We start from the raw sequence: 26,429 nt of genomic DNA, 5'->3' as shown, positions 1-26,429 counted from the left end.
CACGGTCGGGGCCGGGCGTGGACCGGGGGCCGGGCTGCGGGTCGGGGCTGTGGTCCGGGCCGCGGGGCCGGGCTGCGGGTCGGGGCCGCGGGTCCGGACCGGGGGTGCCCGGCGGCGGCCCGGCGGCTACGGGTCAGCCCTGGGGTGCGGTCCAGTTCCGCGCGGCCCAGGTTTCGAGGGTGATCAGGTCGGAGTGCCGGGCGCGCAGGGCGGGCAGGTCGGCCCGGTAGCCCTCCTTGTTGAACCAGTCGAACATCGTGGCCATCTCGGCGCTGAAGGAGCGGAGCTGCTCGATCGGCTGCTGCTGGAAGCGCACCGGGACGCCGGCCGCCTTCGCGAAGGCGTCGGCCATCTCCGGGCCGGTCAGCTCGTCGCCCGCGATCTCGATGGTGCGGCCCAGGTGGCCCTGCGGGTCCGCGAAGACGTCGGCGGCGAAGACGCCGATGTCGCTGGAGGCGATCATCTGGAGCCTGGTGTCCGGCTCCAGGGCGAGGTTGAGTACCAGCTCGCCGTCGACCGGCGCGGGGCCGATCCACTGGAAGTTGTCGAGGAACATGGTGGGCTGCAGGACGGTCGCGGGCAGGCCCAGCTCCTCGATGTGGGCCTCGATGCGGCCCTTGCTCTCGAAGTGCTCGACACCGCTGCCGCGCCGGGCGCCGCCGACCGAGCCGTAGACGAAGTGAGCGACGCCTGCTCGGGCGGCCGCGTCGGCCACGGCCTTGCCCTGCCGCTCCTCGCCCGCCGCGCCGTCGGGTCCGGTGAAGGTCTGGACGCTGTAGACGCCGTAGACGTCGCGCAGTGCGGCGTCCAGGGAGGCGGTGTCCTCCAGGTCGCCGCGCACCAGCTCGGCGCCCGCGGCCGCGAGGGCCTGCGAGGCCTCCGAGGCGGGGTCCCGGACGAGGGCGCGCACCGGCCAGCCGCGGCGCAGCAGCTCACGGGCCACGGCGCCGCCCTGACGGCCGGTGGCACCGAGGACGAGCACGGTTCCGGCAACAACAGACATGGCAATGCCTTCCACTCAGAAGAACTGTTGGCCCACCAACCATATTGCTTGGCTGGCCAACTATCTACTCTTGGGGCCTGCGTCCCCAAGCCGAAACCATCAGGGTCGTCATGTCGCGCGCCTGCGGAGTGCCCAACGCGTCGATGAAAGCGGCCAGTTGACCGGCCTCGACCAGGCCGCTCTCGACGAGCGTGTGACCCTCCTGCCGCATGCGCAGGCCGATCAGCTCGTCGTCGGCGGCCGACTGCCCGGGACCGGCCGGGGTCACCCGCGAGCCGACCTCCGTCAGCCCGGCGCGCGCGAGCGCCGCGGGCAGATGACGGGCCCAGCCCAGATCCGCTCCCTGTGCTTCCATCCGCCGGACGTACGCGCCGACGAGGGCCCGTCCGACGCTGGTGGGCGCGTGCTCGGCGGGCAGGTAGTAGAAGTCCTCCACCACCAGCCAGCCGCCGGGCGCGACCCAGCCCGCAGCCCGCTCCAGCAGTTCGTCGGGGTTCGCCGCGTGCTCGACCGTGGCGCGGGCGAGCACGAGGTCGAACGTACCCGGGGTGAAGTCACCGGCGCTGATGTCGGACCGCTGAATTGTCAGGTTGGGCGCGCGGCCCTCCTCCAGGTACGCCGTGTCGACGTCCACGGCCAGCACGCTGCCCCGGTCGGCGCGGTCCGCCAGCCAGTACGCCATCGAGCCGCCGCCCGCACCCAGTTCCAGGCACCGCCAGCCGCGCCCGACCGGCAGCGACTCCAGGATCGAGACGGTCACCGGGTCGTACTTCTTCTCGAAGAGCCGCACCTGGTCCAGCCGCGAGAGCTGGTCCTTCGTCAGCGACCCCGTGCTGTACGAGCTCACGCCACCCTCCCCGCGCCCGCCTCGTCCGCCGCCGTGACCTGCGCGTGGACCACCGCCATCACGAACTCCGGCGGCGCGACCTCCAGGGCGGCGATCCCGCCCTGCGCGGCCGCGTTGCGCGGATCCGTCATGTAGGCCCGGTACGCCGCCTCGTCCGTCCACTGCGGGTAGTTGAGGTACGTGCCGCCGTCCAGGCTGATGAAGGGGGTGGCCGACACGAAGCCGGGGAAGGTGCGCTTCCAGTCGGCCGTGTCCAGCAGGTGCCGGAGCAGTGAGCGGGCCGCCACGGCGGTGCCGACGTGCCGGGTGGCGATCGAGACGATGCCCGGGGCGGTGCCGGCCTCGGGGCCGGCCACGTGGGCCGCGCGGGTGCCGCGGAAGGCGCTGCCGGGCTCCGTGCGGAGCGCCGCGCCGGCCGGCAGCGCGGCGGCGGCGGCCGTCCAGTGCGCCTGTGCGTCCCACTCGGTGCAGGTCACGACCGTGCGGCCGTCGAGGCCGAGGTGCACCCGGGCGAAGGCGAAGCCGGGCGCGGGGGCGTACCGGTCGCGGAGTTCCGCGGCGAGGGCGTCGGCGAGGCCGGACGCCGCGGCGCGGCTCTCCGTGTGCCAGGTGTCGAAGGTGACGAAGGGCTCTGGGCTGGGGGTGGTGGACATGGGCTCCTCCGGAGCGACGGGGATCGAAGGGAAGGGGCACGAGCGCCGGGCACGCCGGCAGGTCCGGCCGCGCCGGCGCCGGGGCGCGTCAGGCGGCCGCCGCGCGGGCCCGGCCGGGAGCGGCCGCGTCGCGGGCCAGCAGGCATTCCTCCAGGAAGCCGAGGGCGCGCAGGTGGTACGTACGGGCCGCCCAGCCCAGGCTGATGTTGTGGCCGGCGTCGGGCTGCCGGTCGACCCGTACGACGGCCGAGCCGAGCGGCGCGGTCAGGGCCGCCACCGCCTCCTCGTCGTGCCGCCACCAGCGCTCCTGCTCGGCGAAGGTGAAGCGGACCGGCACCCGCACCCGGGCGGCGATGCCCGGGTACAGCTCCGGCCACCGGGGGCCCTCCAGCGCCTCCGTGTCCGGCACCCGGGCCAGCAGCTCCTGGCCCCGCCGCAGCGCGTCCGGCGGATAGCAGCGCAGGGCACCCCAGTGGCGCCGCCAGTCGCCCGCGGTGTCCGGGCCCGGCATCAGCTCGGGCCCCACGGCGAACCGGCTGCCGATCCCCGAGACGTCGAGCCCCAGCAGCACGGGCCCGGAGCCGGGGGCGGGGCCGGGGCCGGAGCCGAAGCCGGGGCCGAAGCCGGGCCCGAAGCCGGAGCCGAAGCCGGAGCCGGAGCCAGGGCCGGAGCCCGCGCCGGAGTCGTCCGCCGCCAGGGCCAGCGCCAGCTTGCCGCCGTTGGAGTGCGCGAGGACGAACACCCCCGCCCCCACCGCGTGCTCCCGCGCGAAGCCGGCCAGCGCCGCGCGGACGGTACGGGCCTGTCCGGCCACCGGCTGCCCCTCCGGCAGGGCGGCGGCCGAGGCCCCGTACCCGGGCCGGTCCAGGGCCAGTACCGCGTACCCCAGCCGGGCCCCGAGCTCCAGCAGCGAGAGCCCCGGCACGACCCGGCTGTCGAAGTACCCGGCGCGCATCCCGCCCCCGTGCAGGGCCAGCACCAGCGCCCGGGGCCGCCCCCCGGCCGGTTCGGCCAGCAGCCCGGACAGCGGGACCCCGCCGGCGTCGAGCAGCACCTCCCGCACGGTCACCGGAACACCGCGGTGTGCTCCAGCGCCCACTCCCGGAAGGTGCGGGCCGGCCTGCCGGTGACCTCCTCGACCACCGTCGAGCCGACCTCGGCCTCGGTGGTGAGCATCCGGAAGTAGTCGAGTGCGCCGTCCGCGTACGACGGCGGCCAGCCGGCGCCCACCATCGCGTCCCTGGCGGCCTGGTGCTCGATGTCCCGCCACTCCAGCTCGCGGCCGATCACCTCGCCGATGATCCGGACCTGCTCCTCCTGCGACTCCGCGAGCGGGCCGGTGACCAGGTACTTCTGCCCCGCGTGGGCCGTGCCCCGCTCGGTCAGCGAGGCCACCGCGACCGCGGCCACGTCGGCCTCGTGCACGGAGGTGCGGGTGGCCGCGCCGTACGGGAAGTGCACGGTGCCGCCGTTCCTGATCTGCCCGGCGAAGCCCAGGGCGTTGGCCTGGAAGCCGGTGGTGCGCAGGAAGGTCCACTCCAGGGCGGTGTCCTCCAGCAGCTCCTCCAGGTAGGCGTGGCAGTTGTTGTCCACACGCTCCAGCCCGATGTGGACGCCGACCGAGGAGACCAGCACCACCCGGCGGGCGGCGGCCTCGATCTTGCGGACCACGGCGGGCGCGGTCTCCACCGAGGTGGTGAAGAACGGCCACATGAGGAAGACCGCGTCCACGCCCTCCAGGGCGGCGTCCAGGCTGTCCGGGTCCTCCAGGTCGCCCTCGAAGAGCTCGACGCCCTCGGGGACGCGGCCGATGTTCGGGTCGTCCTTGAGGACCAGGGCGCGGGCGGTCACGCCCGCCTCCAGCAGCTGGGCCAGGGCGTGCGGGCCGACGTTGCCGGTGGCGGCGGTGACCAGGACGGTCTGCGGCATCGGGGAGTGCCTTTCTCGTGAGGTGGGGGATGGGTCCGCGCGGCGGAACGGATCGGGCCGCGCGGCGGGTGGGCGGATCGGTTACGCGGCCAGCGCCGCGGTCGTCAGGGAGAGCTGGGCGGCCGTGCCGGTGGCGTGGACGCGGGCCTTCGGGTCGAGCCGGCGCAGCAGGCCGCCGAGGGTGCGGCCGGGGCCCACCTCCACGTACCGGCTCACGCCGAGGGCGGCCATCCGGTCGGCGGCCGCCGCCCAGCGCACCGGCCGGCTCAGCTCGCCGCGCAGGCTCTCCCGCGCGGCCGCGCCCGTGGTGAGGAACTCCCCGGTGGAGCCGCAGACCAGCGGGACGACCGGGTCCCGGAACTCGGTGGCGGCCAGTGCCTCGCCGAACTCCGCCTCGGTCTCCCGCATCAGGCTGGAGTGCAGGGCCGCGCCCACCGACAGGCCCGTGGCGCGGATCCCGGCCGCCCGGGCCGTGTCCAGCACGTGCGCCACTGCCCCGAGCTGCCCGGAGACGACGACGCGGCCGCCCTCGCCGTCGTTGGCGGTCTCCACGGTCTCGCCGGTCGCCCGCCGGGCCTCGGCGCACAGCCGCCCGGCCGCCGCGAGCGGCAGCCCCCAGAGGGCCGCCATCCGCCCCGGCACCCGGTCGTCGGCCGCGGCCACGAGCTCGCCGCGCAACCGCACCAGCCACAGCGCGTCCGTCCAGTCCAGCGCGCCCGCCGCGACGAGCGCCGTGTACGCGCCGAGGCTGTGGCCCACCACGACGTCCGGCTCGGCACCGCGCGAGCGCAGCACGTCCAGCGTGACCAGGCTGGTCAGCAGCACGGCCGGCTGGCTCACGGGCGCCTCGCGCAACGGGCCGTCGGGGCCGTGCAGACAGGCCCACGACAGCGGGATGCCCAGCAGCCGGTCGGCCTCCAGGTAGTACCGGTCGGCCAGTTCGGGACGGCCGGCGAGCAGGTCCCGGCCCATGCCGGCGCGCCGCGCGCCCTGTCCCGGGAAGAGGAATGCGGTACGGGTCATGCCAGTTGGTTCCTTCTCTGTTCGGGCCGCTCCGGTCAGGCGAGCCAGTCCGGCGGCAGCCAGTGGACGCGCAGCTGCCGGGGCGCGGGCCCCTGGACCGCCACCGCGGCGGTGTGGGCGGGCGGGCAGGACACGTCGAACACCGTCCAGCCGTGGGGCCGCAGGCGGTGGTCGGAGCCCAGGTAGTCGGCGGCGGGCGAGCGGCGCAGGCCCGTGCCGATGCCCTTCAGGTAGGCCTCCTTGCGCGTCCACATGCGGCCGAACAGCTCGGGGCGGGCCTCCTCCGGCGCCGCCTCCAGCTCGGCGCGCTCGGCCGGGTGGAGCGTGCGCGCGACGGCGTCGACGGTCCGGTCCCCGGTCCTGCGCTGTACGTCCGCCCCGACAGGGGTGGCGGCCACGGCGAAGAGGGCGAGCCCGCCGCTGTGCGACACCGAGAAGTGCAGCTTCAGGCCCGGGCACGGGATCACCGGCCGGCCCAGCGGCTCCCGCCAGATGGGGATCTCCTCGGGGCCGATGCGCAGCCAGCCGGCCAGCAGCCGCCGCAGCGCGATGTGCGCGGCGGCGTACGCGCGGGCGTCGGTGGGCCGTACGAAGGCGGCCACCCGGTCCCGCTCCGCCGGGTCGAGCACGGACAGGTCCAGGGGGCCGGCCTCGGGCGGGGGCGCCTTCAGCATCCACAGGTCGACCAGTCCCGGTCCCGGCAGCCCCTTGGGGGGCAGCCGGCGCCGGGGTACGCCGGGTGACGCGGGTCCCCGCGCGCCCGGCGCCCGCGTGGGGTCCTCCGGCACCTCCGCCGCCGCGGTGCGGGTCCGCGCGGCGGGTCGCCTCGTGCGTGTTCCGTTCAGTTCCGCACGGCTCCTCTCCGGCTTCCGCCGGCCGGCCCGCCCGACGGGTCGGCCAGTTCGGGGCCCAGCCCCAGGACGGTGCCCAGCACGCCGTACACGTACCGGTTGACCACCTGGGTGCGGGCGTCGGTGTCGGTGGCGCCGAGCGCCGGGTGCCGGGTGGGGCGGACCGTGCCGCTCCTGATCGGGCCCACCGGGATCAGCTCCCGTACGGCACGCGGGTGCGCGCCTCCCGCAGCGCCGTGCCCCACCAGGTCAGCTGGTCCAGCAGCACCTTGGCGGCGCGCTCGGGGCCCGTCTCGTCCCGGGGGCGGCCGTCGGCGTCGAACTGCTCGTGCGCGGAGTGGAAGCTGACGCAGTCGCGGACGGTGACGGCGTGCAGCTCGGCGAAGACCGGGCGGAGCTGCTCCACGGCGCGCAGGCCGCCGGAGAGGCCGCCGTACGAGACGAAGCCGACCGGCTTGGCCTGCCACTGCGTGTAGTGCCAGTCGATGAGGTTCTTCAGCGGGGCCGGGAAGCTGTGGTTGTACTCCGGCGTGACGACGACGAAGGCGTCGGCGGCCTGGAGCCGGGGAGAGACCTCGGCGAGCACGGCCCGGGCCTCGGGGGAGGGGTCCTGGGAGAGCTCCAGCGGCAGGGCGTGCTCCCCGAGGTCGATGAGGTCGACGTCGAGGTCGCCGCGCTCGCGGGCGATGCCGGTGAACCAGGAGCTGATGACGGGGCCGAAGCGGCCGGCGCGGCTGCTGCCGACGATCACGGCGAGGCGGAGCGGTTCAGTGGACATGGGATTCCTTACGTGAGGTCGGGGAGGTGGTCCGGGGGACGGCCGGCGCCGGTGCGGGCGCGCGGCGGCCGGGGAGTACGCCGGCCAGCGCGACGCACAGCCCGGCCAGGCCGACCCCGGTCACGAGGAGCAGTGCGGCGCGGTACCCGGCGGTGCTCAGGGCCGCCACCGCGGTGAGGGTGACGGCCGCGCCCGTCTGGACGGCGGTCTGGTAGAGGCTTCCGGCGGTGCCGCGCAGCTCGGCGGGCACCGCGGCGGTGGCCTGGGTGTGGAGGGCGGTGAAGGACAGCACGAAGCCGGCGCCCACCAGCAGCATCACGGGCAGGACCTGGCTCGCGTACCGCGCCGGCATGCCGACGCCGAGGGCCAGCAGGTAGCCGGCGGGCGGCGCCACCGCGCCCAGGGCGATCAGCCGGGCCGCGCCGAACCGGCTGACCAGCCGCCCCGAGTGCAGGGCGGTGAGCATCAGCGGCACGCTGGCGGGCAGGAAGGCCAGCCCGGTCGCGAGCGGTCCCCAGCCGGCGCCGTTCTGGAGGCGCAGGGTGAGCAGGAACAGCAGCCCGAGGTACGAGCCGTTGAGCGCGGCGGCGCCGAGCGCGGACCGGACCAGGGCGGGGCTGCGCAGCAGCACCCCCGGCACCAGCGGACCGCGCACGGCGCCCCGCGGGGTGTCGTCGGCCGGGATCAGCCGCAGTCCGAGGACGAACAGCACGAGCACGACCGGCGCCGGGAAGGCGAAGGTGAGCCGCCAGCCGGCTTCGGTGAGGGCGCCCGACAGCAGCAGTCCCCCGGTGAAACCGGCGGCCCCGAAGAGCGTGTACACGGACAACGCCCGTTCCCGCGGCCGCCCTTCGGGGAAGGCGGTGGCGATGATCGCGAGCCCGGTGGGCGCGGTCAGCGCGGCGCACACCCCCTTGACCAGCCGGGTGCCGAACAGCACCGCGGGCTCGTCGGTGAGGGCGCCGGCCACGGAGGCCGCGGCGAAGCCGAGCAGCGCGGCCAGGTAGACGGGGCGGCGCCCGTAGCGGCCGGTGATCCGCGTGCCGAAGAGCAGCAGTCCGCCGAAGCCGAGCGCGAAGGCGCTGAGCACCCAGTGCAGCCGGCTGTCGGGGATGCCCAGGTCGGCGCCGATCGAGGGGGCGGCGACGACGGCGGTGGACACCTCCAGGGCGTCGATGAGCATGTTGCCCGCCAGCACGCCGAGCAGCCCCCACAGGGCGGTCTTGGGAAGGGTCATGGTCCGTGCGGCTCAGCCGAGGAGGGTGCCGCCGGTCGCGTCGACGAACGAGCCGGTGATCCAGCGGGCGTCGTCGGAGGCGAGGAAGGCGATGATGTCGGCGACGTCCCGCGGCTCGCCCACCCGGTTGAAGGCGGACAGTCCCGACATGGCCTCGACGGCCTCGGGGATGTCGAAGAGCGGGTTGTCGTTGCGGGTGATGCCCGGGGCCACGGAGTTGATGGTGATGTTCCGGGGGCCGAGCAGCTTGGCGTAGTGCAGGGCGAGCATCTCGACCGCGCCCTTGCTCATGGCGTAGGCGATCTCGTCGGGGTTGGCGAACTTCGTGAGCCCGGAGGAGATGTTGACGATCCGTCCGCCGTCCGGGATGTTCGCCAGAGCCCGCTGGATGATGAAGAACGGCGCCTTGGCGTTGACGGCGAACAGCCGGTCGAACTGCTCGGGCGTGGTGTCCTCGGGCTTCACCCCGCCCATCACCCCGGCGTTGTTGACCAGGATGTTCAGCTCGGTGGAGCCGGTGCGCTCCTTCAGGCCCTGCTCCAGGGCGAGGAAGAGCTCGTGCACGTCGCCGGGGACACCGAGTTCGGCCCGGACGGCGAAGGCGCGGCCGCCGTCCTTCTCGATGCCGGCGACCACCTCGGCGGCGGCGTCCGCGCCGGTGGAGTAGTGGACGGCGACGAGCGCGCCCTCGCGGGCGAGGCGCTCTGCCGTGGCGCGGCCCATGCCCCGGCTGGCGCCGGTGACCAGGGCGGTCTTACCCGTCAGATTTCCCATGGGGGCACTCCTGTCGACGCGCTGGGGCGTCCGTGTGGTGGGGGTGGTCGGTGGTGTGGTGGGGGGCGCGGCGGCGGGCCGGCCGGCCTTGCCGGCGCGGTCCGCGTCGGACCTGTCGGACCCGTCGGACCCGTCGGACCGGAACCAGCGGTCCAGCGCCGCCGTCAGCCCGGCCGGGTCGCCGCCGGCCCAGGCGACGTAGCCGTCGGGGCGCACCAGCAGCGCCGGTACGCCGGCCGGCCCGCCTCCCTCGGGGGCGGCGGGGGCGGTGACCGTGTCCACGGACCCGGCACGGGACCGGGCGGCACCGGCCAGCGCGGCCGCGTCGGGACCGGGGAAGAGCAGCAGCACGCCGCGGCCCGCACGCAGCGGCCCGAGGGCGGCGGCCGTGCCCGGCTCCGCGTACGGGAGCCTGGCTCCGGTGAGCGGGTGGGCGCCTGGGTCCGCCTCGTACCGGATGTCGAGGCCGCTGATCATCCCGGCGAGGTGGGCCCGTACCCGTTCGTACCCGATCAGCTCCCCGAAGACGGAGCGCAGCGCGTCCACCTCGGGGCCGCCGAGCAGCAGCCGGGCCTGGGCGGAGATGTTGCCCAGCACCCGGCGGCCGACCTCGTGCCGCTCGCGGTGGTAGGAGTCGAGCAGCCCGGGCGCGGCGCGGCCGAGGGCGGTGGCGGCGAGCTTCCAGCCGAGGTTGACCGCGTCCTGGAGGCCGAGGTTGAGGGCCTGGCCGCCGATCGGCATCTGCTGGTGCGCGGCGTCGCCGGCGAGCAGCACGCGGCGGTCGCGGTAACGGCCGGCGTGCCGGGACGCGTCGCCGAAGGCGTTGACCCACAGCGGGGTGCCGCCGGCGATGTCCTCACCGGTGACGTTCCGCCAGGCCTCGGCGATCTCCGCGAACTCCGGTTCGGCGGACCGCTCCCGGGCGGTCCGGCCGAACTCGTGGACCATCACGCGGGTGACCCCGTCACCGCGGCGGGCCGCGATGGCGAGTCCGCCGGGCAGCCGCTGGAAGCGCCGGTTCGGGATCTCGACGCCGGCCACGTCGGCCCGGATCAGCTCGCGCTCCGCGTCGTGCCCGGGGAACTCGAAGCCGGCCAGCCGCCGGACGGCCGAGCGCTCCCCGTCGCAGCCCACCACGTAGCGCGCGGTGAGACGGACGGGCCCCGCGGGGCCGTGCGCCTCGACGGTGACGTGGTCCGGGTGCTGGGCCAGGCCCGTCACCTCGTGGCCGCGCCGGAGGTCGGCGCCGAGGCCGGTGGCCCAGGTGCCGAGCAGCTCCTCGGTGCGGATCTGCGGGACCTTCCACTGCCCGGGGTGCGGGCTGGGGAGGTCCAGCGAGAGGGGGACGCCGCCGAAGTGGCCCATGGGCTCGTGCGGGGGCGTGCCCAGCCCGTCGAGGAGGCCGCGCTGGTCGAGCAGCTCCATGGTGCGGGCGTGCAGGGTCGAGGCGCGGGACTCGGTGGTCGGCGCGTCCCGGGCCTCCAGCACGATCACGTCGGCGCCGCCCAGGCGGAGTTCACCGGCGAGCATGAGGCCGACGGGACCCGCCCCGACGACGATCACATGGGTGTCCACGGCGTCCATGGGCTCAGCGCTTGCCTTCGGCGTACGCCTTGGCGTGGCCGAGGGTGGCCCGGCTGTTGGTGCTGAGGGCGGTCCGCACGTACTCCCTGGCCTGCGCGACGTCCGCGTCCGGGCCGAGGATCTTCCGGATGTTCTCGGCGCGCAGCACGACCGTGTGCTGGGAGGAGGCGGCCACGCCGGTGGCGGTCTCGCGGAAGGTCCAGTACCCGGTGTGCAGGTTCATCAGCGCGGGCAGCGTGGTCTGCTTGTACGCGATCCTCTCGGTGGGCAGGCAGACGCGGTAGGACTTCGTGGTGTGCGTGGAGCCGTCCTTGGCGCGGGTGTCCATCTCCAGCGTCTGGAGGCCCGGGGTGTCCTCGGTGAGGCGGACGGTGGCCACGTGCGGGAGCCGCTCGGACCACAGCTGGGCCTCGTTGATGAAGTCGTAGACGTCCTTGGCGGAGCCGGCGATCTCGACGGTGTCCTCGAAGGAGAAGGTCAGCTCCTCGGAGGCGGTGGCGAGTTCGACGTTCGTCTTCAGCGCGGCCAGCTCGGAGCGCGAGTTGCGGTCGACGGCCTCGTCGATCCAGGCGAGGCCGGCCGGGTCGTCGTCGACGGCCGTGTAGTCGTGCAGCAGCCGGATCCGGGACTCGGTGTCCGAGAGCGGCTCGATGATCCAGGTGCCGCCCATGGAGGCGACCGGCGGGGTGGAGACCTGCTGGCGGAACTCGATGCGCAGCGCCCCGGGGTCGAGGACGCGGCGCGAGGTCCAGTTCTTGGCCTCGCCGTTGGCGGTGGCCCAGATCCGGATGAGTTCCTCGTTGCCGGAGCGCTCCAGGTGGTCGACGTAGAGGGTGGGCGGGAAGATCCGCGGCCAGTTCTCCACCTCGGCGATCAGCCGGTAGACGGCGGCTGCCGGGGCGGAGACGGTGATCTCGTGCTCCACCTCGCGCACCTCGCGCGGGCCGGACACAGACATGCTTGTCCCTTCTGGGTGGTGGGGGCGGACCGACGGTGGTGCGCCGGACGGGGTGTCGCGGCCGGACCGGGGTCGGGGCCGGACGGGCAGCGCGGCCGGACGGGTCGGGGCCGGACGGGTCGGGGCCGGACGGGCGCCTGGGGCCTAGAAGTTGCCGAGGCCGCCGCAGACGTTGAGTGCCTGCGCGGTGATGGAGGCGGCGGTGTCGGAGGCCAGGTAGCCGACGAGGCCGGCGACCTCCTCCGGGGTGGAGTAGCGGCCGAGCGGGATCTTGGCCTGGAACTTCTGGAGGATGGCGTCCTCGGAGGTGTCGTAGGCGGCCGCGTAGCCCTGGCGGACGCGCTGGGCCATCGGCGTCTCGACGTAGCCGGGGCAGACCGCGTTCACGGTGATCCCGGTGGGCGCCAGCTCGTTGCCCAGCGCCTTGGTGAAGCCGACCACGCCGTGCTTCGAGGCCGAGTACGGGGCACCGAGGACGACACCCTGCTTGCCCGCCGTCGAGGCGATGTTGATGATCCGGCCGCGGTCCTTGTGGCGCATGCCGCCGGCGTTGAGCACGGCCTTGGTGAGGCGGAAGACGCTGTTGAGGTTCGTGTCGATCACGTCCTCCCACAGCTCGTCGGCGATGTCGGCGGTCACGCCGCCACCGCTCCGGCCGGCGTTGTTGACCAGCACGTCGACCGTGCCGAAGCGCTCGACCGCGGCGGTGACGAACGCGTCGACGGCCTCCTGGGAGCGCACGTCGAGGGTCTGGCCGTCGACGTCGAGGCCCTCCTCGCGCAGCTCCTCGACCGTGCTGCGGACGTTCTCGGCGTCCCGGGCGCCGATGAAGACGCGGTGGCCCTGCTGGGCCAGCAGGCGGGCGGCGGCCCGGCCGATGCCGCTGGTGGCGCCGGAGACGAGGGCGACCCGCTGCTCGGTGTTCGACATGAAAGGGCTCTCCTGTGGAAGGGGGCGGGGACAGGGGGGGGCGGTCCGCCGCCGCGGCGGGGTGCGGGCCCGCCGCGGCGGCGTACCGGAAGGTGCCGGGGCGGCTCGGGTCAGGCGGCGACGGGGGCGTTCGCGGCGACCGCCGCGTTCACGGCCGCGACCAGGGCGCGCGGGGTGGGGTTGTCGGCGAGCACGTCGTCGTCGAGGGTGATGCCGTACTCGCGCTCGATGCGGCTGGCGGTCTCCAGCATGGCCAGGGACTCGTAGCCGAGCTGCTCGAACTCGGTGTCGAGGATGTCGCCGTCCAGGTCGACGCTCTCGTCGGCGCCGGCGCCCTCCAGCAGGATGCGCTTGAGGTCCTCGGTGGTGAACTCGTGCTGGGACATGCGTGTGCCTTCCTGTCTTCCGTGTGCGTGCGTGGGGGACGGTCCGGGCCGCGCGGGGCGGACCGGACCGCGGTCAGCCGGCGGCCCGGACGACCAGGGCCGAGTTGAAGCCGTGGTGGCCGCGGGCGAGCACCAGCGCGGTGCGCACCTCGGCGGTGCGCGCCTGGCCGGTGACCAGGTCGAGCCCGTACGCGCCGGCCGGCTCGACGTTGGTGGTGGCGGGGATGACGCCCTCCCGGACGGCCAGCAGCGCGGTGGCGACGTCCAGCGGCGCGGCGCCCGAGTAGAGGCGGCCGGTCATGGTCTTCGGCGCGGTGACGGGTACCCCGCGCGGCCCGAAGACCGCGGTGATCGCCTCGGCCTCGATCCGGTCGAGCTCCGGCACGGCCGCGCCGTCCGCGAAGACCACGTCGACCTCACCGGCCGTCACCCCGGCGTCGGCCAGGGCTAGTTCGATGGCCTTGCGCAGTCCGGGCCCGCGGCCGCTGCCCGGCCGGGGGTCGAAGGTCGAGCCGTACCCGGCGATCTCGCCGTAGACGCGGGCGCCGCGGGCGCGGGCCGCCTCCTCGTCCTCCAGGATCAGGATCGCGCCGCCCTCGCCCGGCACGTGCCCGTGGGCGTCGGCGTCGAAGGGCAGGTAGGCGCGGTCGGCGTCCTCGCTGGTGGACAGGCGGTCACTCGCCAGCTGCGCCACCCAGCCCCAGGGGCAGATGGAGGCGTCGATCGAGCCGGAGACGATCAGGCGGGTGCCCTTGCGGATCTGGCGGCGCGCGTGGGCGAGGGCGTCGAGGCCGCCCGCCTGGTCGCTGACGACGACGCCGGATGGGCCCTTCATGCCGTTGCGGATGGAGATCTGGCCGCTGTTGACGGCGTAGAACCAGGCGAAGGACTGGTACGCCGAGACGTGCTGGCTGCCCTGGCTCCACAGCTTCTGCAGCTCGCCCTGGCCGAACTCGAAGCCGCCGGAGGAGCTGGCCGTCACGACGCCCATGTCGTAGGCCGCGAGTTCCTTGGGGTCCACGCCCGCGTCGGCCAGCGCCCAGTCGGTCGCGACGAGCGCGAGCCGGGTCATCCGGTCGGTCTGCGGGATCAGCCTGCTGGGCAGGTGGTCCTCGGCACGGAAGTCGTGGATCTCCCCGGCCAGGGTGGCGGGGTAGGAGTCGGCGGGGAAGCGGGTGATGCGGGAGATGCCGCTCTTGCCGACCCGGGTGGCCTCCCAGTAGTCCTGGTTTCCCAGGCCGTTGGGGGCGGCGATGCCGATGCCGGTGACGACCGTCCTGACGGGCCTGTCGCTCATGCGGCGCTCCTTCCGGGGCGGGCGAGCACCATGGCGCTCTGGAAGCCGCCGAACCCGCTGCCGACGGTCAGCACGGCGTCCGTCTTCCACTCGCGCGCCGTCAGCGGCACGTAGTCGAGGTCGCACTCGGGGTCGGGGGTGTGCAGGTTGGCGGTCGGGGGCACGACGTTGTGCTCCATCGCCAGCACGGAGGCGGCGATCTCGATGGAGCCGATGGCGCCGAGCGAGTGGCCCACCATCGACTTGATGGAGGAGACCGGGGTCCGGTAAGCGTGCTCGCCGAGGCTCTTCTTGAACGCGGCCGTCTCGTGGCGGTCGTTCTGCTTGGTGCCCGAGCCGTGGGCGTTGATGTAGTCGACGTCCTCCGGGTTCAGCCGCGCCTCCGCCATGGCGACGCCGATCGCCTCGGCCATCTCCGCGCCGTCCGGCCGCAGGCCCGTCATGTGGTACGCGTTCGAGCGGGTGGCGTACCCGGCGATCTCCGCGTAGATGTGCGCGCCGCGCCGGCGGGCGCTCTCCAGCTCCTCCAGGACGAAGACGGCGGAGCCCTCGCCGAGCACGAAGCCGTTGCGGGTGCCGTCGAAGGGCCGCGAGGCGTGTGCGGGGTCGTCGTTGCGCGGGGTGGTCGCCTTGATCGCGTCGAAGCAGGCCAGGGTGATGGGGGAGATGGGCGCGTCGGTGGCGCCCGCGACCATCACGTCGGCCGAGCCCTCGCGGATCAGCTCGACGGCGTGCCCGACCGAGTCCAGGCCGGAGGTGCAGCCGGTGGAGACCACCGTGGAGGGGCCCTCGGCGCCCACGGCCCACGCGACCTCGGCCGCGAAGGAGCTGGGCACCAGGTAGTTGTAGAGGTGGGGCACCGCGTACGTGTGGTCCACCTGCGCCAGCCGTCCGCCGTCGCTGACCACCCGGTACTCCTCGTCGAGGCCCATGGTGGCGCCGACGGCGCTGCCGATGGTGATCCCGGTGCGGTACGGGTCACCCGCGGCCAGGTCCAGGCCGCTGTCCGCCACCGCCTCGCGGGCGGCGACGACCGCGAGCTGCGCCGCGCGGTCCATCCGGCGGATCTCCTGCGCGCCCAGCCCGGCGGCCTCGGGGTCGAAGTCGATCTCGGCGGCGACGCGGGACCGGAACTGGGAGGGGTCGAAGAAGGTGATCCCCCGGGTCGCGGTGCGTCCCGCGCTGAGCAGGTTCCAGAAGTTCTCGGCCCCCACGCCGCCCGGCGCCAGGACGCCGATGCCCGTGATGACCACTCGGCGCCCCGTCACGAGCTGCCTCCGATCATGTCCGCGGACGCCTTCACTCGGAGGCCGTCCAGTTGTAGAAGCGCGTGGCCATGGCGTCGGCGGGCGAGCGCCAGGTCGCCGGGTCGTACGCCTGGATGAAGGGCTTGAGGTCCTCGCTGATGCCCACGAAGCGCGGGTCGGTCTTGGCGGCCTCGATGCGCTCGCCGCCGTCTTCGGAGTCGAAGTCCTGGAGGTGGAAGTACAGGCCCCGGTACGAGAAGAGCTGGCGGCGGCGGGTGCCCATGCGGTGGGGCATCTCGGTGCCGTCGAACTCGCCGAAGAGCTTGGCGACGTCGAGGCTGGACCCGGGGTCCATGCGCGCGACGATCAGCGTGCTGTGCATGTGCGTCTCTTTCCGTCAGTGGATGGGGGGTCGCCGCGACGGCTCAGCGGGCGGGGCCGAACCAGCGCTCCAGCGCCATCGGCAGGTCGCCGTGGCTGCCGGGCGCCGCCCACGCGACGTATCCGTCGGGCCGTACGAGCACGGCGGCGGTGCCGGTCAGCGGGCTGTCCGCGGGCAGGCCGGACGGGGTCGCGGTGACCACGTCCACCCGGTCCAGCCAGGGGGCGGCCCGGCGGCGCAGCTCGGCGTTGTCCGCGAGGTCGAGCAGGACGCCGCGGCCCTGGTGCAGGGCCCGGGTGCTGGAGTCGACGAGCCGGTCGCCGGTGAGGGCGACCTCGGGCAGGCGGCGGCCCAGCAGCGGGTGCCGGCCGCCGTCGAGCTCGTAGCGGATCTCCAGGCCGGAGACCATGGCGGCGAAGTGCTTCGCGACCTCGGGGTACCGGATCAGCTCGGTCAGCACGTCGCGCAGCGGCTGTACCTCGGGGCCGGAGAGGAACAGCAGGCCCTGGGCCTGGGTGTTCATCAGCAGCCGCTTGCCGACCGGGTGGCGCTCGGCGTGGTACGTGTCGAGCAGCGCCTCCGGTGCCCGGCCGCGGACCACGGCGCCCAGCTTCCAGCCGAGGTTCACGGCGTCCTGGATGCTGGTGTTCATGCCCTGGCCGCCGGCCGGGAGGTGGATGTGCGCGGCGTCGCCGGCCAGGAAGACCCGGCCGCGCCGGTACTCGGTGACCTGGCGGGTGGCGTCGCCGAAGGAGGACACCCAGACCGGCTCGGCGTGCGAGATGTCGTCGCCGGTCAGCCGCTGCCAGGCCGCCGCGACCTCCGCCCAGGCGGGCGGGGTCTTGCGGCGCTGCGGCGGGGTGCCCCGCTCGCAGACGATCAGCCGGGTGATCCCGCCGGGCAGCGGGCCGACCATGACCATGCCGCCGGGCAGGGTCTCGCCGATCATCCGGGGCGCCAGCTCGATGCCCTTCACGTCCGCCAGGAACATCTCCAGCGTGGCGGCCGTGCCGGGGAAGTCGAAGCCCGACTGCCGGCGGATGGTGGAGCGGCCGCCGTCGCAGCCGACCAGGTACTCGGCGCGCAGCGTGTGCACGCCCTCCGGGCCCCTGACCTCGACCTCGACGCAGTCCTCCTTCTCCCGGACGGAGAGGACCTCGTGGCTGCGCCGGATGTCGGCGCCGAGCTGCGTCGCCCACTCCTCCAGCACCGTCTCGGTGGCCGACTGCGGGATGGTCTTGGCGGCCTGGTGGGCGCCGTCGAGCACCCCGAAGTCGACCGGCAGGCCGCCGAAGTGGCCCTGGTTGCTGACCTCGATGTCGCCGAACCGGGAGAGCAGCCCGCGCTGGTCGAAGACCTCCATCGTGCGGGCGGTGAAGCCGAGCCCGCGGGACTCCCCGGTCCGGGCGGCGAGCTTCTCCAGGACGATGACGTCCGCGCCCGCCAGGCGCAGTTCGCCGGCGAGCATCATGCCCGCGGGCCCCGCGCCCACGACAATCACGGCGGAATCCATGTACCTCTCCTCGGTCGTCCGACACAGAACTTTCGACACAGAACTGCGGAAGCTAGCGACGAGCTTCGCCGCCGGGTAATTGCCGGGACAAGGTGCGGCCATTCAGGTCCGTGCGCAGTTTGGTGATGCGCGCGCGGGAATCGCGCAGAAAAGAGAAAACAGGTCAGGGTTCTGAGCGACTTGACACACTCAATTAGGCCGGGGTGGCATGCGGCCCCCGATGCATAGAATTCCCGGTGTTCGCGCGTTCGCGGAGCACTAGAGAGGGGGAGAGATGGGCCAGGTACCGCTGTCCGTGGTGCAGACCCCCCTGCCGCTCCAGCGCGGCGGCGAATCCCGCCCGTCGGAGAGCTGGCGGGTGCTGGTGATCGACAGCCGGCAGCGCGACGCGCAGGCCCTGGGGGACCGGCTGCGCCGCCACGGCCACGAGGTCTGGACCTCGGGTACGGGCGCCTCGGCGCTGGAGTCCTACGGGGACGCCAGCCTCGTGCTGCTGGAGCTCGAACTCCCCGACCTGGACGGACTGGAGGTGTGCCGGCAGATCCGCGCCGCCAGTGACGTCCCGGTGATCGTGGTGACCTCCCGCGGCAGTGAGCTGGACCGGGTGCTCGGCCTGCAGGCGGGGGCGGACGACTACCTGGTCAAGCCCTACGGCTTCCAGGAGCTGATGGCCAGGATGGACGCCGTGATGCGGCGGGTGAAGCCCCAGCCGCTGGCCCCGGAGAGCATCGAGCACGGGCGGCTGAGAATCGACGTGGCGGCTCGCGAGGTGACCCTCGACGACGAGCCGGTCGAATTGTCGCGCAAGGAATTCGACCTGCTGCACGTGCTGGCCGCACACCCCGAGGCGATCGTGCCGAGGAGGCAGTTGATGAATCGCGTCTGGGGTGGTTCCCGTTCGCGCAGGACCGTCGACACCCATGTGAGCAGTCTGCGCACGAAATTGGGTTCCCGGGACTGGGTGATCACGGTCCGGGGTGTGGGTTTCCGCATAGGGAATGTCAACACCACGTAAATTCGGGAGCCATTTCCCGGCCCCGGGGGACGCGGCCGCCGTCGGGCCCTCGACCGAGGTCCCGACGTACCCGCGGGCGGCGGACACCCGGGCGGGGTGCCGGCCCGCAGGCTCCGGCGGCCGGGGGCGGCTCAGCCCTCCCGGGTGTAGGTCAGGGGAGGCTTGTCGCTGCCGGTCAGCCGCCGCTCCAGCCGGCCGTCCGGCAGCAGGGTCAGCACGCTCCAGGGGCCGGGCCCGCAGGTGGCGGGGTCGCCCGAGGTGACGGTCGAGGCGTCCAGCTCGACCGGCGGGCCGGCCGAGCGCAGGGTGGCCGTCCAAGTGCAGGTGTACGCCGGGTCGGTCTTGACCAGCGTCATCACCTGCTCGCCCACCGCGCCCGCGCGCAGCGTCAGGCGCCAGGTGCGCAGCTCGCTGGACCAGGTGCCCAGGTAGCCGGCGGGGATGCCGCCGCCGGCCGTCGGGTCCGGCGAGGGGGCCGACGGCGAGGGGCTTCCAGTACGGCTCCGGTCGGGCGTGCCGGAGGCGGTGGCCGGACGGCGGGGGCCGGTGCCCTTGAGGTCGTCCCGGTCGTGGTCGCCGTGCCAGCCGTTCATGAAGGCGAACACCGTGCCGCCGGCCAGCACCGCGACCACCAGCGCCACCACCACCAGGAACGCCGACGACCCGCCGCGGGGCCGCTCCGCGGGAACCGGCGGCGGAGGCGGACACGCCACCCCGAAGCCGCCGCCAGGCCCGAAGCCGCCGCCCGCCCCGAGTCCACTGCCCGGCCCGTGGCCGCCGCCCGTTCCGGAGCCGCCGTCCGGTCCGTACCCCGGGACGGCCCGCGCCCCGTACGCGGCGGGCCCCGCGGGCCCGGCACCCGGCCCGCCCGGCTGCCCGTACCCGCCCGGCTGCCCGTAACCGCCCGGAGGGGTTCCGTACCCGCCCGGAGGGCCGCCGTATGGGCCGCGCGGGGGCCCGTACCCGTACCCGTCCGCGGCCGGCGGGGGCTGCCCCACCCGTGTCGTCGGCCCCTGGGGCGGCTCCGCCCGTGCCGGGCCCGCGTCCTCCCGGTCCAGCAACTCCACCGCGTGCCGCCCCAGCTGGGCCACCAGGGCGGCCGGCAGCCAGGGTTCCAGCGCCCTGCCGTCGGCCACCGTGTCTCCGGCGCCCACCCGGGCCAGCACGTCGGCCGGTGTCGGCCGGGCGCCCGGATCCTTGTGCAGGCAGTCGCGGACCAGCGGCCGCAGCGCCTCCGGCACCCCGGTCAGGTCCGGCTCCGCGTCGGCGATCCGCAGCAGCAGCGCGGCCACCCCGCCCGCGCCCTCCGCCTCGCCGAACGGGAGTCGCCCGGAGGCCGCGTAGGCCAGCAGCGATCCCAGGCAGAACACGTCGCACGCCGCCGTCACGGCCTCGCCCCGCACCTGCTCGGGGGCCATGAAGCCGGGGGAGCCCACCAGTTCGCCGGTCCGCGTGTGGCCCGGATCGCCGGCCAGCGCCCGTGCGATGCCGAAGTCGATCACCCGCGGCCCGTCCAGCGTGACCAGCACGTTCGACGGCTTGAGGTCGCGGTGGACCATCCCGGCCGCGTGGATGTCCTGGAGCGCGTACGCCAGCCCGGCGGCCAGGATCCGCACCGAGCGCTCGGGCAGCGGCCCGAACTGCCGGGCCACGACGGCGCTCAGGCTGGGCCCGGCCACGTACCCGGTCGCCAGCCAGGGCACCGGCGCCTCGGTGTCCGCGTCCAGCACGGGCGCGGTCCACGCGCCGCCCACCCGCCGCGCGGCGGCCACCTCCTGGCGGAACCGGGCGCGGAACTCGGCGCGTTCGGCCAGCTCGGGCCGCACCAGCTTGACCGCCACCGTCCGGCCGCGCTCCGACCGGGCGAGGTACACCTGGCCCATTCCGCCCGCGCCCAGCCGCGCCAACAGGCGGTAGCCGCCGATGCGTTGCGGATCCCCGAATGCCAGCTGCTCCATGGCCGCGCGGCCCCTTCCCCCAGGACCCGGCCGGCCGGGTCCTCGTCCCGCCCCGGCCCGTCCCGCCGTCGCGTCTTCCGCGGTCGTCCCTCTCCGCCTCACGAGACGCCGCGGCCCTGGGGTTCAGTTTCAGCCCTCGGCGCCCTCTTCGGCACCCGTTCTGATCGTGTCCATCGCACGGGCCAGCCGCTCCAGCACCCGCGCGGTCTCGGCGAAGCCCTCCGGCCCCAGCTCGGCGGCCAGCCGGTGGGCGAGGTCCGCGTGCCCGGGACCGATACGGGCCACCGCGGCCCGGCCCTCCTCGGTGGGCCGGACCAGCTTTGCCCGCCGGTGGGCCGGGTTGACCGCGTACTCGGCCAGCCCCTGCGCCACCAGCAGGTCCGCCACCCGCTGCACGCTCTGCCGGGTGATCCCCATGGTCCGGGCGATCCCCGCCACCGGCAGCGGCTCGCGCAGCACCGCGCCGAGCACCTGCCAGCGGGCGGCGGTCAGCCCGGCCGGGCCGGCCAGCTCCTCGGACACCGCGAGGAACTGGCCGTTGAGCCGGAACACCCCGAGCGCGGTGCGGCTCAGCAGGTCCTGCTCGGCCCGCGTGCCCGCCGCGTTCCCGTCAGGCATCCCCGCGCTCCGCTGCCGCCGCCAGGACCCCGTACGCCGCCGGGTCGGAGTCGTGGAACAGCCGGTACCAGGCGTCGAGCACCTCGCCCCGGTAGACGTCCAGCCGGGCGAACACCTCGCGGGCGAAGGCCACCGGCTCCGTCGGCCCCGCGGTGATCAGGTCGCCGCCGGTGACCGCGTCGGCCTCGACGTACCGCTCGCCGCCCGCGTACCCCGTGGCGGCCAGGTAGAAGGACGCGGCACTGGTGTGCGGCCGGTCGTCCAGCAGACCCTCCCGGGCGAGCCCGGCCGTCGCCCCGCAGATGGCGGCCACCGGCACGCCCGCGTCCAGGAAGCGCCGGGCCGCGGCCGCGAAGGGGGTCAGCGCGTCGCCCTCGTCCCAGAGTCCGGCGCCGGTCAGGATCAGCAGCGAGGAGTCCTCGGGGCTCAGCTCGTCCAGCGACAGGTCGGGCTGGATCCGGACCCCGCCCATGGTGGTGACGGGCTTGCCCGCGTCCAGGGCCACGGTGCGGACCTCGTACCCGCGCTGGGCGAGGTGGGCGGTGGTGTGGCCGGTCTCCCAGTCCGCGTACGTGTCGTACACGGCCAGGTGGACGGGCTTGCGGCGGGTCGTGCTCCGGTCGGTCGCGCTCATGGTCGTCGCCTCCAGGATCGTCTGCCGTGCTCCAATGACAGAAGACTGTCATAACGACAGCATGCTGTCAACGAAATCCGTCGCGGCAGACACACTGCCGAGGCGCCCCCCTCCCCGGCTTACAGGACGCCGATACCGGGTCCCACCAGCAAACTCGTAGCGTGCCCGGTATGACCCCTCAGCCCGATCCGCAGGCGGGAGCCGCCGTCAAGGCCGCCGACCGCGCGCACGTGTTCCACTCCTGGTCCGCCCAGGCCCTGATCGACCCGCTCGCCGTCGCGGGTGCCGAGGGGTCCTGGTTCTGGGACTACGACGGGAACCGCTACCTCGACTTCTCCTCCCAGCTGGTCAACACCAACATCGGCCACCAGCACCCGAAGGTCGTCGCGGCCATCCAGGAGCAGGCCGCGAAGATGTGCACCCTCGCGCCCGGCTTCGCCGTCGAGTCCCGCTCCGAGGCCGCACGCCTCATCGCCGAGCGGACCCCCGGCGACCTGGACAAGATCTTCTTCACCAACGGCGGCGCCGAGGCCGTCGAGAACGCCGTCCGGATGGCCCGGCTGCACACCGGCCGCCAGAAGGTGCTGAGCACCTACCGCTCGTACCACGGCGCCACCGCCGCGGCGATCAACCTGACCGGCGACCCGCGCCGCTGGCCCTCCGACACGGCCTCCTCGGGCGTCGTGCACTTCTGGGGGCCGTTCCTCTACCGCTCGCCGTTCCACGCGGAGACCGAGGAGCAGGAGTGCGAGCGGGCGCTGCGCCACCTTGAGGACACCATCGCGTTCGAGGGCCCGGCCACCATCGCCGCGATCATCCTGGAGACCGTCCCGGGCACCGCCGGGATCATGGTCCCGCCGGCCGGCTACCTCGCGGGCGTCCGCGAGATCTGCGACCGGTACGGGATCGTCTTCGTCCTGGACGAGGTCATGGCCGGCTTCGGCCGCACCGGCACGTGGTTCGCCGCCGAGCACTTCGGCGTCGTCCCGGACCTGCTGACCTTCGCCAAGGGCGTCAACTCCGGCTACGTCCCGCTCGGCGGCGTCGCGATCTCCCCGGAGATCGCCGAGACCTTTGCCACCCGCCCGTACCCCGGCGGCCTGACGTACAGCGGCCACCCGCTGGCCTGCGCCGCGGCCGTGGCGACGATCAACACCATGGAGGAGGAGGGCATCGTCGAGCACGCCGCCCACCTCTCCGAGAACGTCATCGGCCCGGAGCTCGCCGCCATCGCCGAGCGCCACCCCTCGGTGGGCGAGGTGCGCGGCCTCGGCGCCTTCTGGGCCGTGGAGCTCGTCAAGGACAGGACCACCCGCGAGCCCCTGGTCCCGTACAACGCGGGCGGCGCGGACAACGCGCCCATGGCGGAGTTCGCCGCGGCGTGCAAGAAGTCCGGCCTGTGGCCCTTCGTGAACATGAACCGGACCCACGTCGTCCCCGCCTGCAACATCAGCGAGGCGGAGGCCAAGGAGGGCCTGGCCCTGCTCGACGAGGCGCTGACGGTGGCCGACCGGCACACCACCTCGGGCTGAATGTCCTGATTCTCACGAAAATCGACCGGCCCGACGCTCCGCTGCCTGGCCTAAGGTGTCCGAAGCCCTACAAAGGAGACGGACCCCATGGCCGGCAGCGGAGCTGTCACCCGCAACACACTTCGCCAGCAGATCGCGGACGCGCTGCGTGACGAGGTGCTCGCGGGACGCCTGCCACCCGGCACCGAGTTCACGGTCAAGCAGATCGCCGAGCAGTACGAGGTCTCCGCGACCCCGGTGCGCGAGGCGCTGGTCGACCTCTCGGCGCAGGGGCTGCTCGAATCCGTGCAGCACCGCGGCTTCCGGGTGCGCGTCTTCACCGTGGACGACTTCCGCGGCATGGTCGAGGCCCGCGCCCTGATCGTCGACGGCGTCTTCCGCAGGCTCTGTGAGCGGGGCTCGGGACCCCACGCCGGCGAGGCGCTGGTCTCGGTGCGCCGCCGGGCCGACGAGGCCCGCCGCGCCGCCCTCAGCGGCTCCCTGGAAGTGCTGATCGGCTACGACCTGCGCTTCTGGCGGGAGCTGAGCGGGCTGATCGGCAACGCCTACATCTCCGACTTCCTGCACCGCATCCGCGTCCAGTGCTGGGTCTTCGCCGTCCCGCACCTGCTGCGCGACCCGAAGCTCCGAGAAGCGCTCTGGTGCCGCCACGGCGAACTCGTCGACGCGGTCACCCGCGGCGACGCCGACGGCATGCGCGCCCTGGTGCGCGACTACAACGAGCAGGGCCTGGCCTGGGCCGAGGGGCTCGAAACGGCGGCGGGCGCGTGAGCGCCACCACCGGCCCCGCCGGTCTCGACCGCGAAGGCGACCGCGAGGCGCTCTGGCTGGGCACCGTCGAACTCAGCGTCGTCATCCCCGCGTACGACGAGGAGTGCCGCATCGGCCCCACGCTCGACGCCGTGCGCACCCACCTCGACGCGCACGTCGGCACGGCCCCCGGCGCCTGGGAGCTGATCGTCGCCGACGACGGCTCCACCGACCGCACCGCCGAGATCGTGCTCGCCGCCGCGGCCGACGAGCCCCGCATCCGCCTGGTGAGCTGCGCGCGCAACCGCGGCAAGGGCAACGCCCTGCGCCAGGGCGTCCTCGCCTCCAACGGCCGGCGCGTCCTGCTCACCGACGCCGACCTGGCCACCCCCATCGAGGAGCTCGGCCGCCTGGAGGAGGCGTACGCGGACGAGGGCGCCGAGGCCGCGATCGGCTCGCGCGCCCACCCGGACTCCCGCATCGAGCACCACCAGAACCGGTTCCGGGAGCTGCTCGGCCGGGCCGGGAACCGGCTGATCCGAGCCGTGGCCGTGCCCGGCATCCGCGACACCCAGTGCGGCTTCAAGCTGCTGGACGGCGACCGGGCGCGGGCCGCCTTCGGCGCCTCCCGGCTGGACGGCTGGGGCATAGACGTCGAGATCCTGCAGTTCTTCCGCCGCCAGGGCTGGCCCGTCGCGGAGGTCCCGGTGCGCTGGTCGCACCGCGAGGGCTCCAAGGTGAAGCCGGCCGACTACCTGAAGGTGCTCGGCGAACTGGCCCGGCTGAAGGCCGGCGCCCTGGCCGTCGCCGGCCTCTACCTGCTCGGCTCCCTGCTGCTCTACAAGGGCCTGTGGGCCGACCTGGGCACGAGCTACCTCGCGGACGCCGGCCAGGACCAGAACCAGTGGGAGTGGTTCTTCGCGGTCACCGCGGACAACGTCTCCCACCTGCGCAACCCGCTCTTCACCGACCTCCAGGGCATGCCCGACGGCGTCAACCTGATGGCCAACACGGTGATGCTCGGCCTGTCCGTGCCGCTCACCCCCGTCACGCTGGCCCTGGGGCCCGCGGTGACCTGGGCGCTGGTGCTGACCCTCGGCCTGACCGGCACCGCGGTGGCCTGGTACTGGCTGCTGCGCCGCTGGCTCGTGGAGAGCCGCTGGGCCGCCGCCGTGGGTGGCGCGCTGGCCGCCTTCGCGCCGCCGATGATCTCGCACGCCAACGCCCACCCGAACTTCTGCGTGCTGTTCATGATCCCGGTGATCGTCGACCGCGCGCTGCGGCTGTGCACCGGGCGGAACGTGGTGCGGGACGGGGTGCTGCTCGGGCTGTTCTCGGCGTACCAGGTGTTCCTCGGGGAGGAACCGTTCCTCCTGGCGGCCGTGGGCATGCTGCTGTTCGCCCTCTCGTACGCGCTGGCCGACCGGGAGCGGGCCCGGGCGGCCTGGCGGCCGCTGCTGAAGGGGCTCGGCATCGGGGCGCTGGTCGCGGTGCCGCTGGTGGCGGTCCCGCTGTACTGGCAGTTCTTCGGCCCGCAGAGCTACACCTCGGTGCTGCACGGGGACGCCGCGGGCAACAGCCCCCGCGCCTTCGTCGAGTACGCGCAGCGCTCCCTGTTCGGCGACGAGGCCATGGCCGACAAGCTCGCCCTGAACCGCACCGAGCAGAACGCCTTCTACGGCTGGCCGCTGATCGCCCTCTGCGCGGGCGTGGCGGTCTGGCAGTGGCGCCGCCCGGCGGTGAAGGCCCTCGTGGCCACCGCCGTGGTCGCGGCCTGGCTCTCGCTGGGCCAGCGGATCCGCGTACCGGGCACCGACATCGTCGTACCGGGCCCCTGGCGCGCGCTGGCCCACCAGCCGCTCTTCGAGTCCGTGATCGAGGGGCGCGTGGGCATGGTGTGCGCCCCGCCGCTCGCGATCCTGGTCGCGCTGGCCCTGGACCGGATCAGGACGTTCCCGGTGCCGAAACAGCGGGTGCTGGCGTTCATGGCGGTGGGTGCGGCGCTGCTGCCGATCGTGCCGACGCCGTTCCCCGTGCGGGACCGTGCCGAGGTGCCGGTGTTCATCAGCGGCGGCGCCTGGCAGCGGTACCTGCCCGAGGGCCGGACCCTGGTGCCCGTCCCGGTGCCGGACCCGGCCGCGGCCGACGCCCTGCACTGGCAGGTGGAGGCCGGCCTCGGCTTCCGGATGCCCGGCGGGTACTTCAACGGACCCTGGGGTCCGGAACGGATGGGCATCTACGGCGCCACCCCGCGCTGGACCTCCAACCTGCTCTCCGACATCCGGTACGGCAAGGAGCCGCCGGAGATCGACCAGGGCTGGAAGGACCAGGCCCGCCGGGACCTGCGCTGGTGGAAGGCCGGCCTGCTGGTGCTGCCCGTCGGGCAGGAGCGGGCGGGCGTGCTGCGGGAGACGGTCGCGAAGATGCTGGGCCGGCAGCCCGAGCGGGTGCAGGACGTCTGGATCTGGCGCGGTCCGTTCAGGTGACCGCACCGGTCTGCGCAGGGCCCTTCGCGCAGGGTGCCGGGCGG

The 26,429-nt window shown here is 74.4% G+C and carries 25 protein-coding genes; 4 read left to right on the top strand and 21 right to left on the bottom strand.

All coding sequences use genetic code 11. The features are described from left to right. Nucleotides 1-133: 133 nt before the first annotated feature. From ACIF6F_RS16775 to ACIF6F_RS16690, 18 genes are all read right to left on the bottom strand, one after another. Nucleotides 134-1,003: an NmrA/HSCARG family protein gene (locus tag ACIF6F_RS16775; protein WP_399947097.1), complete on the bottom strand. Its 870-nt coding sequence runs from the start codon at nucleotides 1,001-1,003 to the stop codon at nucleotides 134-136. 64 nt (nucleotides 1,004-1,067) lie between these two features. Next, a complete protein-coding gene (locus tag ACIF6F_RS16770) occupies nucleotides 1,068-1,850 on the bottom strand; it encodes a class I SAM-dependent methyltransferase (protein ID WP_399947094.1) in 783 nt (260 codons plus the stop codon). Next, nucleotides 1,847-2,503: an antibiotic biosynthesis monooxygenase family protein gene (locus ACIF6F_RS16765; protein WP_399947093.1), complete on the bottom strand. Its 657-nt coding sequence runs from the start codon at nucleotides 2,501-2,503 to the stop codon at nucleotides 1,847-1,849. The genes ACIF6F_RS16770 and ACIF6F_RS16765 overlap by 4 nt, the downstream gene beginning before the upstream one ends. Nucleotides 2,504-2,591: 88 nt before the next feature. After that, complete coding sequence (locus ACIF6F_RS16760; RefSeq protein WP_399947272.1) at nucleotides 2,592-3,566, bottom strand: alpha/beta hydrolase; 975 nt, start codon at nucleotides 3,564-3,566, stop codon at nucleotides 2,592-2,594. 2 nt (nucleotides 3,567-3,568) lie between these two features. Continuing rightward, on the bottom strand, nucleotides 3,569-4,432 hold the full coding sequence (locus tag ACIF6F_RS16755; protein ID WP_399947092.1) for an NAD(P)H-binding protein: 864 nt from the start codon (nucleotides 4,430-4,432) through the stop codon (nucleotides 3,569-3,571). An 81-nt stretch (nucleotides 4,433-4,513) separates the two neighbouring features. Beyond that, nucleotides 4,514-5,455 carry an ACP S-malonyltransferase gene (locus tag ACIF6F_RS16750; protein WP_399947091.1) on the bottom strand — a complete coding sequence of 314 codons (942 nt, stop codon included), beginning with the start codon at nucleotides 5,453-5,455 and terminating at the stop codon, nucleotides 4,514-4,516. Nucleotides 5,456-5,490: 35 nt separating this feature from the next. Next, nucleotides 5,491-6,129, bottom strand: a complete 639-nt coding sequence (locus tag ACIF6F_RS16745) for a 4'-phosphopantetheinyl transferase superfamily protein (RefSeq protein ID WP_399947089.1) — start codon at nucleotides 6,127-6,129, stop codon at nucleotides 5,491-5,493. A gap of 167 nt (nucleotides 6,130-6,296) precedes the next feature. Beyond that, complete coding sequence (locus ACIF6F_RS16740) at nucleotides 6,297-6,494, bottom strand: hypothetical protein (protein WP_399947087.1); 198 nt, start codon at nucleotides 6,492-6,494, stop codon at nucleotides 6,297-6,299. A 5-nt stretch (nucleotides 6,495-6,499) separates the two neighbouring features. Continuing rightward, a complete protein-coding gene (locus ACIF6F_RS16735; RefSeq protein WP_399947085.1) occupies nucleotides 6,500-7,084 on the bottom strand; it encodes an NADPH-dependent FMN reductase in 585 nt (194 codons plus the stop codon). After that, nucleotides 7,074-8,321: an MFS transporter gene (locus ACIF6F_RS16730; protein ID WP_399947083.1), complete on the bottom strand. Its 1,248-nt coding sequence runs from the start codon at nucleotides 8,319-8,321 to the stop codon at nucleotides 7,074-7,076. The genes ACIF6F_RS16735 and ACIF6F_RS16730 overlap by 11 nt, the downstream gene beginning before the upstream one ends. 12 nt (nucleotides 8,322-8,333) lie before the next feature. Continuing rightward, nucleotides 8,334-10,679: an SDR family oxidoreductase gene (locus tag ACIF6F_RS16725; RefSeq protein WP_399947081.1), complete on the bottom strand. Its 2,346-nt coding sequence runs from the start codon at nucleotides 10,677-10,679 to the stop codon at nucleotides 8,334-8,336. A gap of 4 nt (nucleotides 10,680-10,683) precedes the next feature. Continuing rightward, nucleotides 10,684-11,637 carry an aromatase/cyclase gene (locus tag ACIF6F_RS16720; protein ID WP_399947079.1) on the bottom strand — a complete coding sequence of 318 codons (954 nt, stop codon included), beginning with the start codon at nucleotides 11,635-11,637 and terminating at the stop codon, nucleotides 10,684-10,686. Between the two features lie 144 nt (nucleotides 11,638-11,781). Then, a complete protein-coding gene (gene fabG / locus ACIF6F_RS16715) occupies nucleotides 11,782-12,567 on the bottom strand; it encodes a 3-oxoacyl-ACP reductase FabG (RefSeq protein WP_399947077.1) in 786 nt (261 codons plus the stop codon). 110 nt (nucleotides 12,568-12,677) lie between these two features. Then, on the bottom strand, nucleotides 12,678-12,953 hold the full coding sequence (locus ACIF6F_RS16710; protein ID WP_399947075.1) for an acyl carrier protein: 276 nt from the start codon (nucleotides 12,951-12,953) through the stop codon (nucleotides 12,678-12,680). A gap of 73 nt (nucleotides 12,954-13,026) precedes the next feature. Next, nucleotides 13,027-14,250: a ketosynthase chain-length factor gene (locus ACIF6F_RS16705; RefSeq protein WP_399947072.1), complete on the bottom strand. Its 1,224-nt coding sequence runs from the start codon at nucleotides 14,248-14,250 to the stop codon at nucleotides 13,027-13,029. After that, the gene (locus tag ACIF6F_RS16700) at nucleotides 14,247-15,518 is read right to left on the bottom strand and encodes a beta-ketoacyl-[acyl-carrier-protein] synthase family protein (protein WP_399947069.1); all 1,272 of its coding nucleotides are present in this window, start codon (nucleotides 15,516-15,518) and stop codon (nucleotides 14,247-14,249) included. The genes ACIF6F_RS16705 and ACIF6F_RS16700 overlap by 4 nt, the downstream gene beginning before the upstream one ends. 31 nt (nucleotides 15,519-15,549) lie before the next feature. Continuing rightward, a complete protein-coding gene (locus ACIF6F_RS16695) occupies nucleotides 15,550-15,879 on the bottom strand; it encodes a TcmI family type II polyketide cyclase (protein ID WP_399947066.1) in 330 nt (109 codons plus the stop codon). A 43-nt stretch (nucleotides 15,880-15,922) separates the two neighbouring features. Next, complete coding sequence (locus ACIF6F_RS16690) at nucleotides 15,923-17,392, bottom strand: FAD-dependent monooxygenase (protein WP_399947064.1); 1,470 nt, start codon at nucleotides 17,390-17,392, stop codon at nucleotides 15,923-15,925. Between the two features lie 274 nt (nucleotides 17,393-17,666). Between ACIF6F_RS16690 and ACIF6F_RS16685 the strand changes: the two genes are divergently transcribed. Next, a complete protein-coding gene (locus ACIF6F_RS16685; protein WP_399947060.1) occupies nucleotides 17,667-18,407 on the top strand; it encodes a response regulator transcription factor in 741 nt (246 codons plus the stop codon). 131 nt (nucleotides 18,408-18,538) lie between these two features. Here the strand turns inward: ACIF6F_RS16685 and ACIF6F_RS16680 are convergent, their stop codons facing one another. The 3 genes from ACIF6F_RS16680 to ACIF6F_RS16670 all read right to left on the bottom strand — a co-directional run bounded on the left by ACIF6F_RS16680 (nucleotide 18,539) and on the right by ACIF6F_RS16670 (nucleotide 21,617). Continuing rightward, nucleotides 18,539-20,365, bottom strand: coding sequence for a serine/threonine-protein kinase (locus tag ACIF6F_RS16680; RefSeq protein WP_399947058.1), 1,827 nt, complete (start codon nucleotides 20,363-20,365; stop codon nucleotides 18,539-18,541). A gap of 129 nt (nucleotides 20,366-20,494) precedes the next feature. Then, complete coding sequence (locus tag ACIF6F_RS16675) at nucleotides 20,495-20,983, bottom strand: MarR family winged helix-turn-helix transcriptional regulator (RefSeq protein ID WP_399947055.1); 489 nt, start codon at nucleotides 20,981-20,983, stop codon at nucleotides 20,495-20,497. Continuing rightward, entirely contained in the window at nucleotides 20,976-21,617 is a 642-nt protein-coding gene (locus ACIF6F_RS16670; protein ID WP_399947052.1) for a type 1 glutamine amidotransferase family protein, read from the bottom strand. The genes ACIF6F_RS16675 and ACIF6F_RS16670 overlap by 8 nt, the downstream gene beginning before the upstream one ends. A 170-nt stretch (nucleotides 21,618-21,787) precedes the next feature. Here ACIF6F_RS16670 and ACIF6F_RS16665 point away from each other — a divergent pair, with 170 nt between their 5' ends. The 3 genes from ACIF6F_RS16665 to ACIF6F_RS16655 all read left to right on the top strand — a co-directional run bounded on the left by ACIF6F_RS16665 (nucleotide 21,788) and on the right by ACIF6F_RS16655 (nucleotide 26,385). Then, nucleotides 21,788-23,149, top strand: a complete 1,362-nt coding sequence (locus ACIF6F_RS16665) for an aspartate aminotransferase family protein (protein ID WP_399947049.1) — start codon at nucleotides 21,788-21,790, stop codon at nucleotides 23,147-23,149. 87 nt (nucleotides 23,150-23,236) lie between these two features. Next, nucleotides 23,237-23,920 (top strand): GntR family transcriptional regulator, encoded by a 684-nt coding sequence (locus ACIF6F_RS16660; RefSeq protein WP_399947045.1) that lies wholly within the window; start codon nucleotides 23,237-23,239, stop codon nucleotides 23,918-23,920. 56 nt (nucleotides 23,921-23,976) lie between these two features. Further along, nucleotides 23,977-26,385 carry a dolichyl-phosphate beta-glucosyltransferase gene (locus tag ACIF6F_RS16655; protein ID WP_399947270.1) on the top strand — a complete coding sequence of 803 codons (2,409 nt, stop codon included), beginning with the start codon at nucleotides 23,977-23,979 and terminating at the stop codon, nucleotides 26,383-26,385. Nucleotides 26,386-26,429 lie beyond the last annotated feature (44 nt).

This window comes from Streptomyces sp. NPDC086023, assembly GCF_044540325.1.
Taxonomy (GTDB): Bacteria; Actinomycetota; Actinomycetes; order Streptomycetales; family Streptomycetaceae; genus Streptomyces.
Note: the sequence above shows the minus strand (reverse complement) of the source record. Positions and strands in the feature narration are given on the sequence as shown.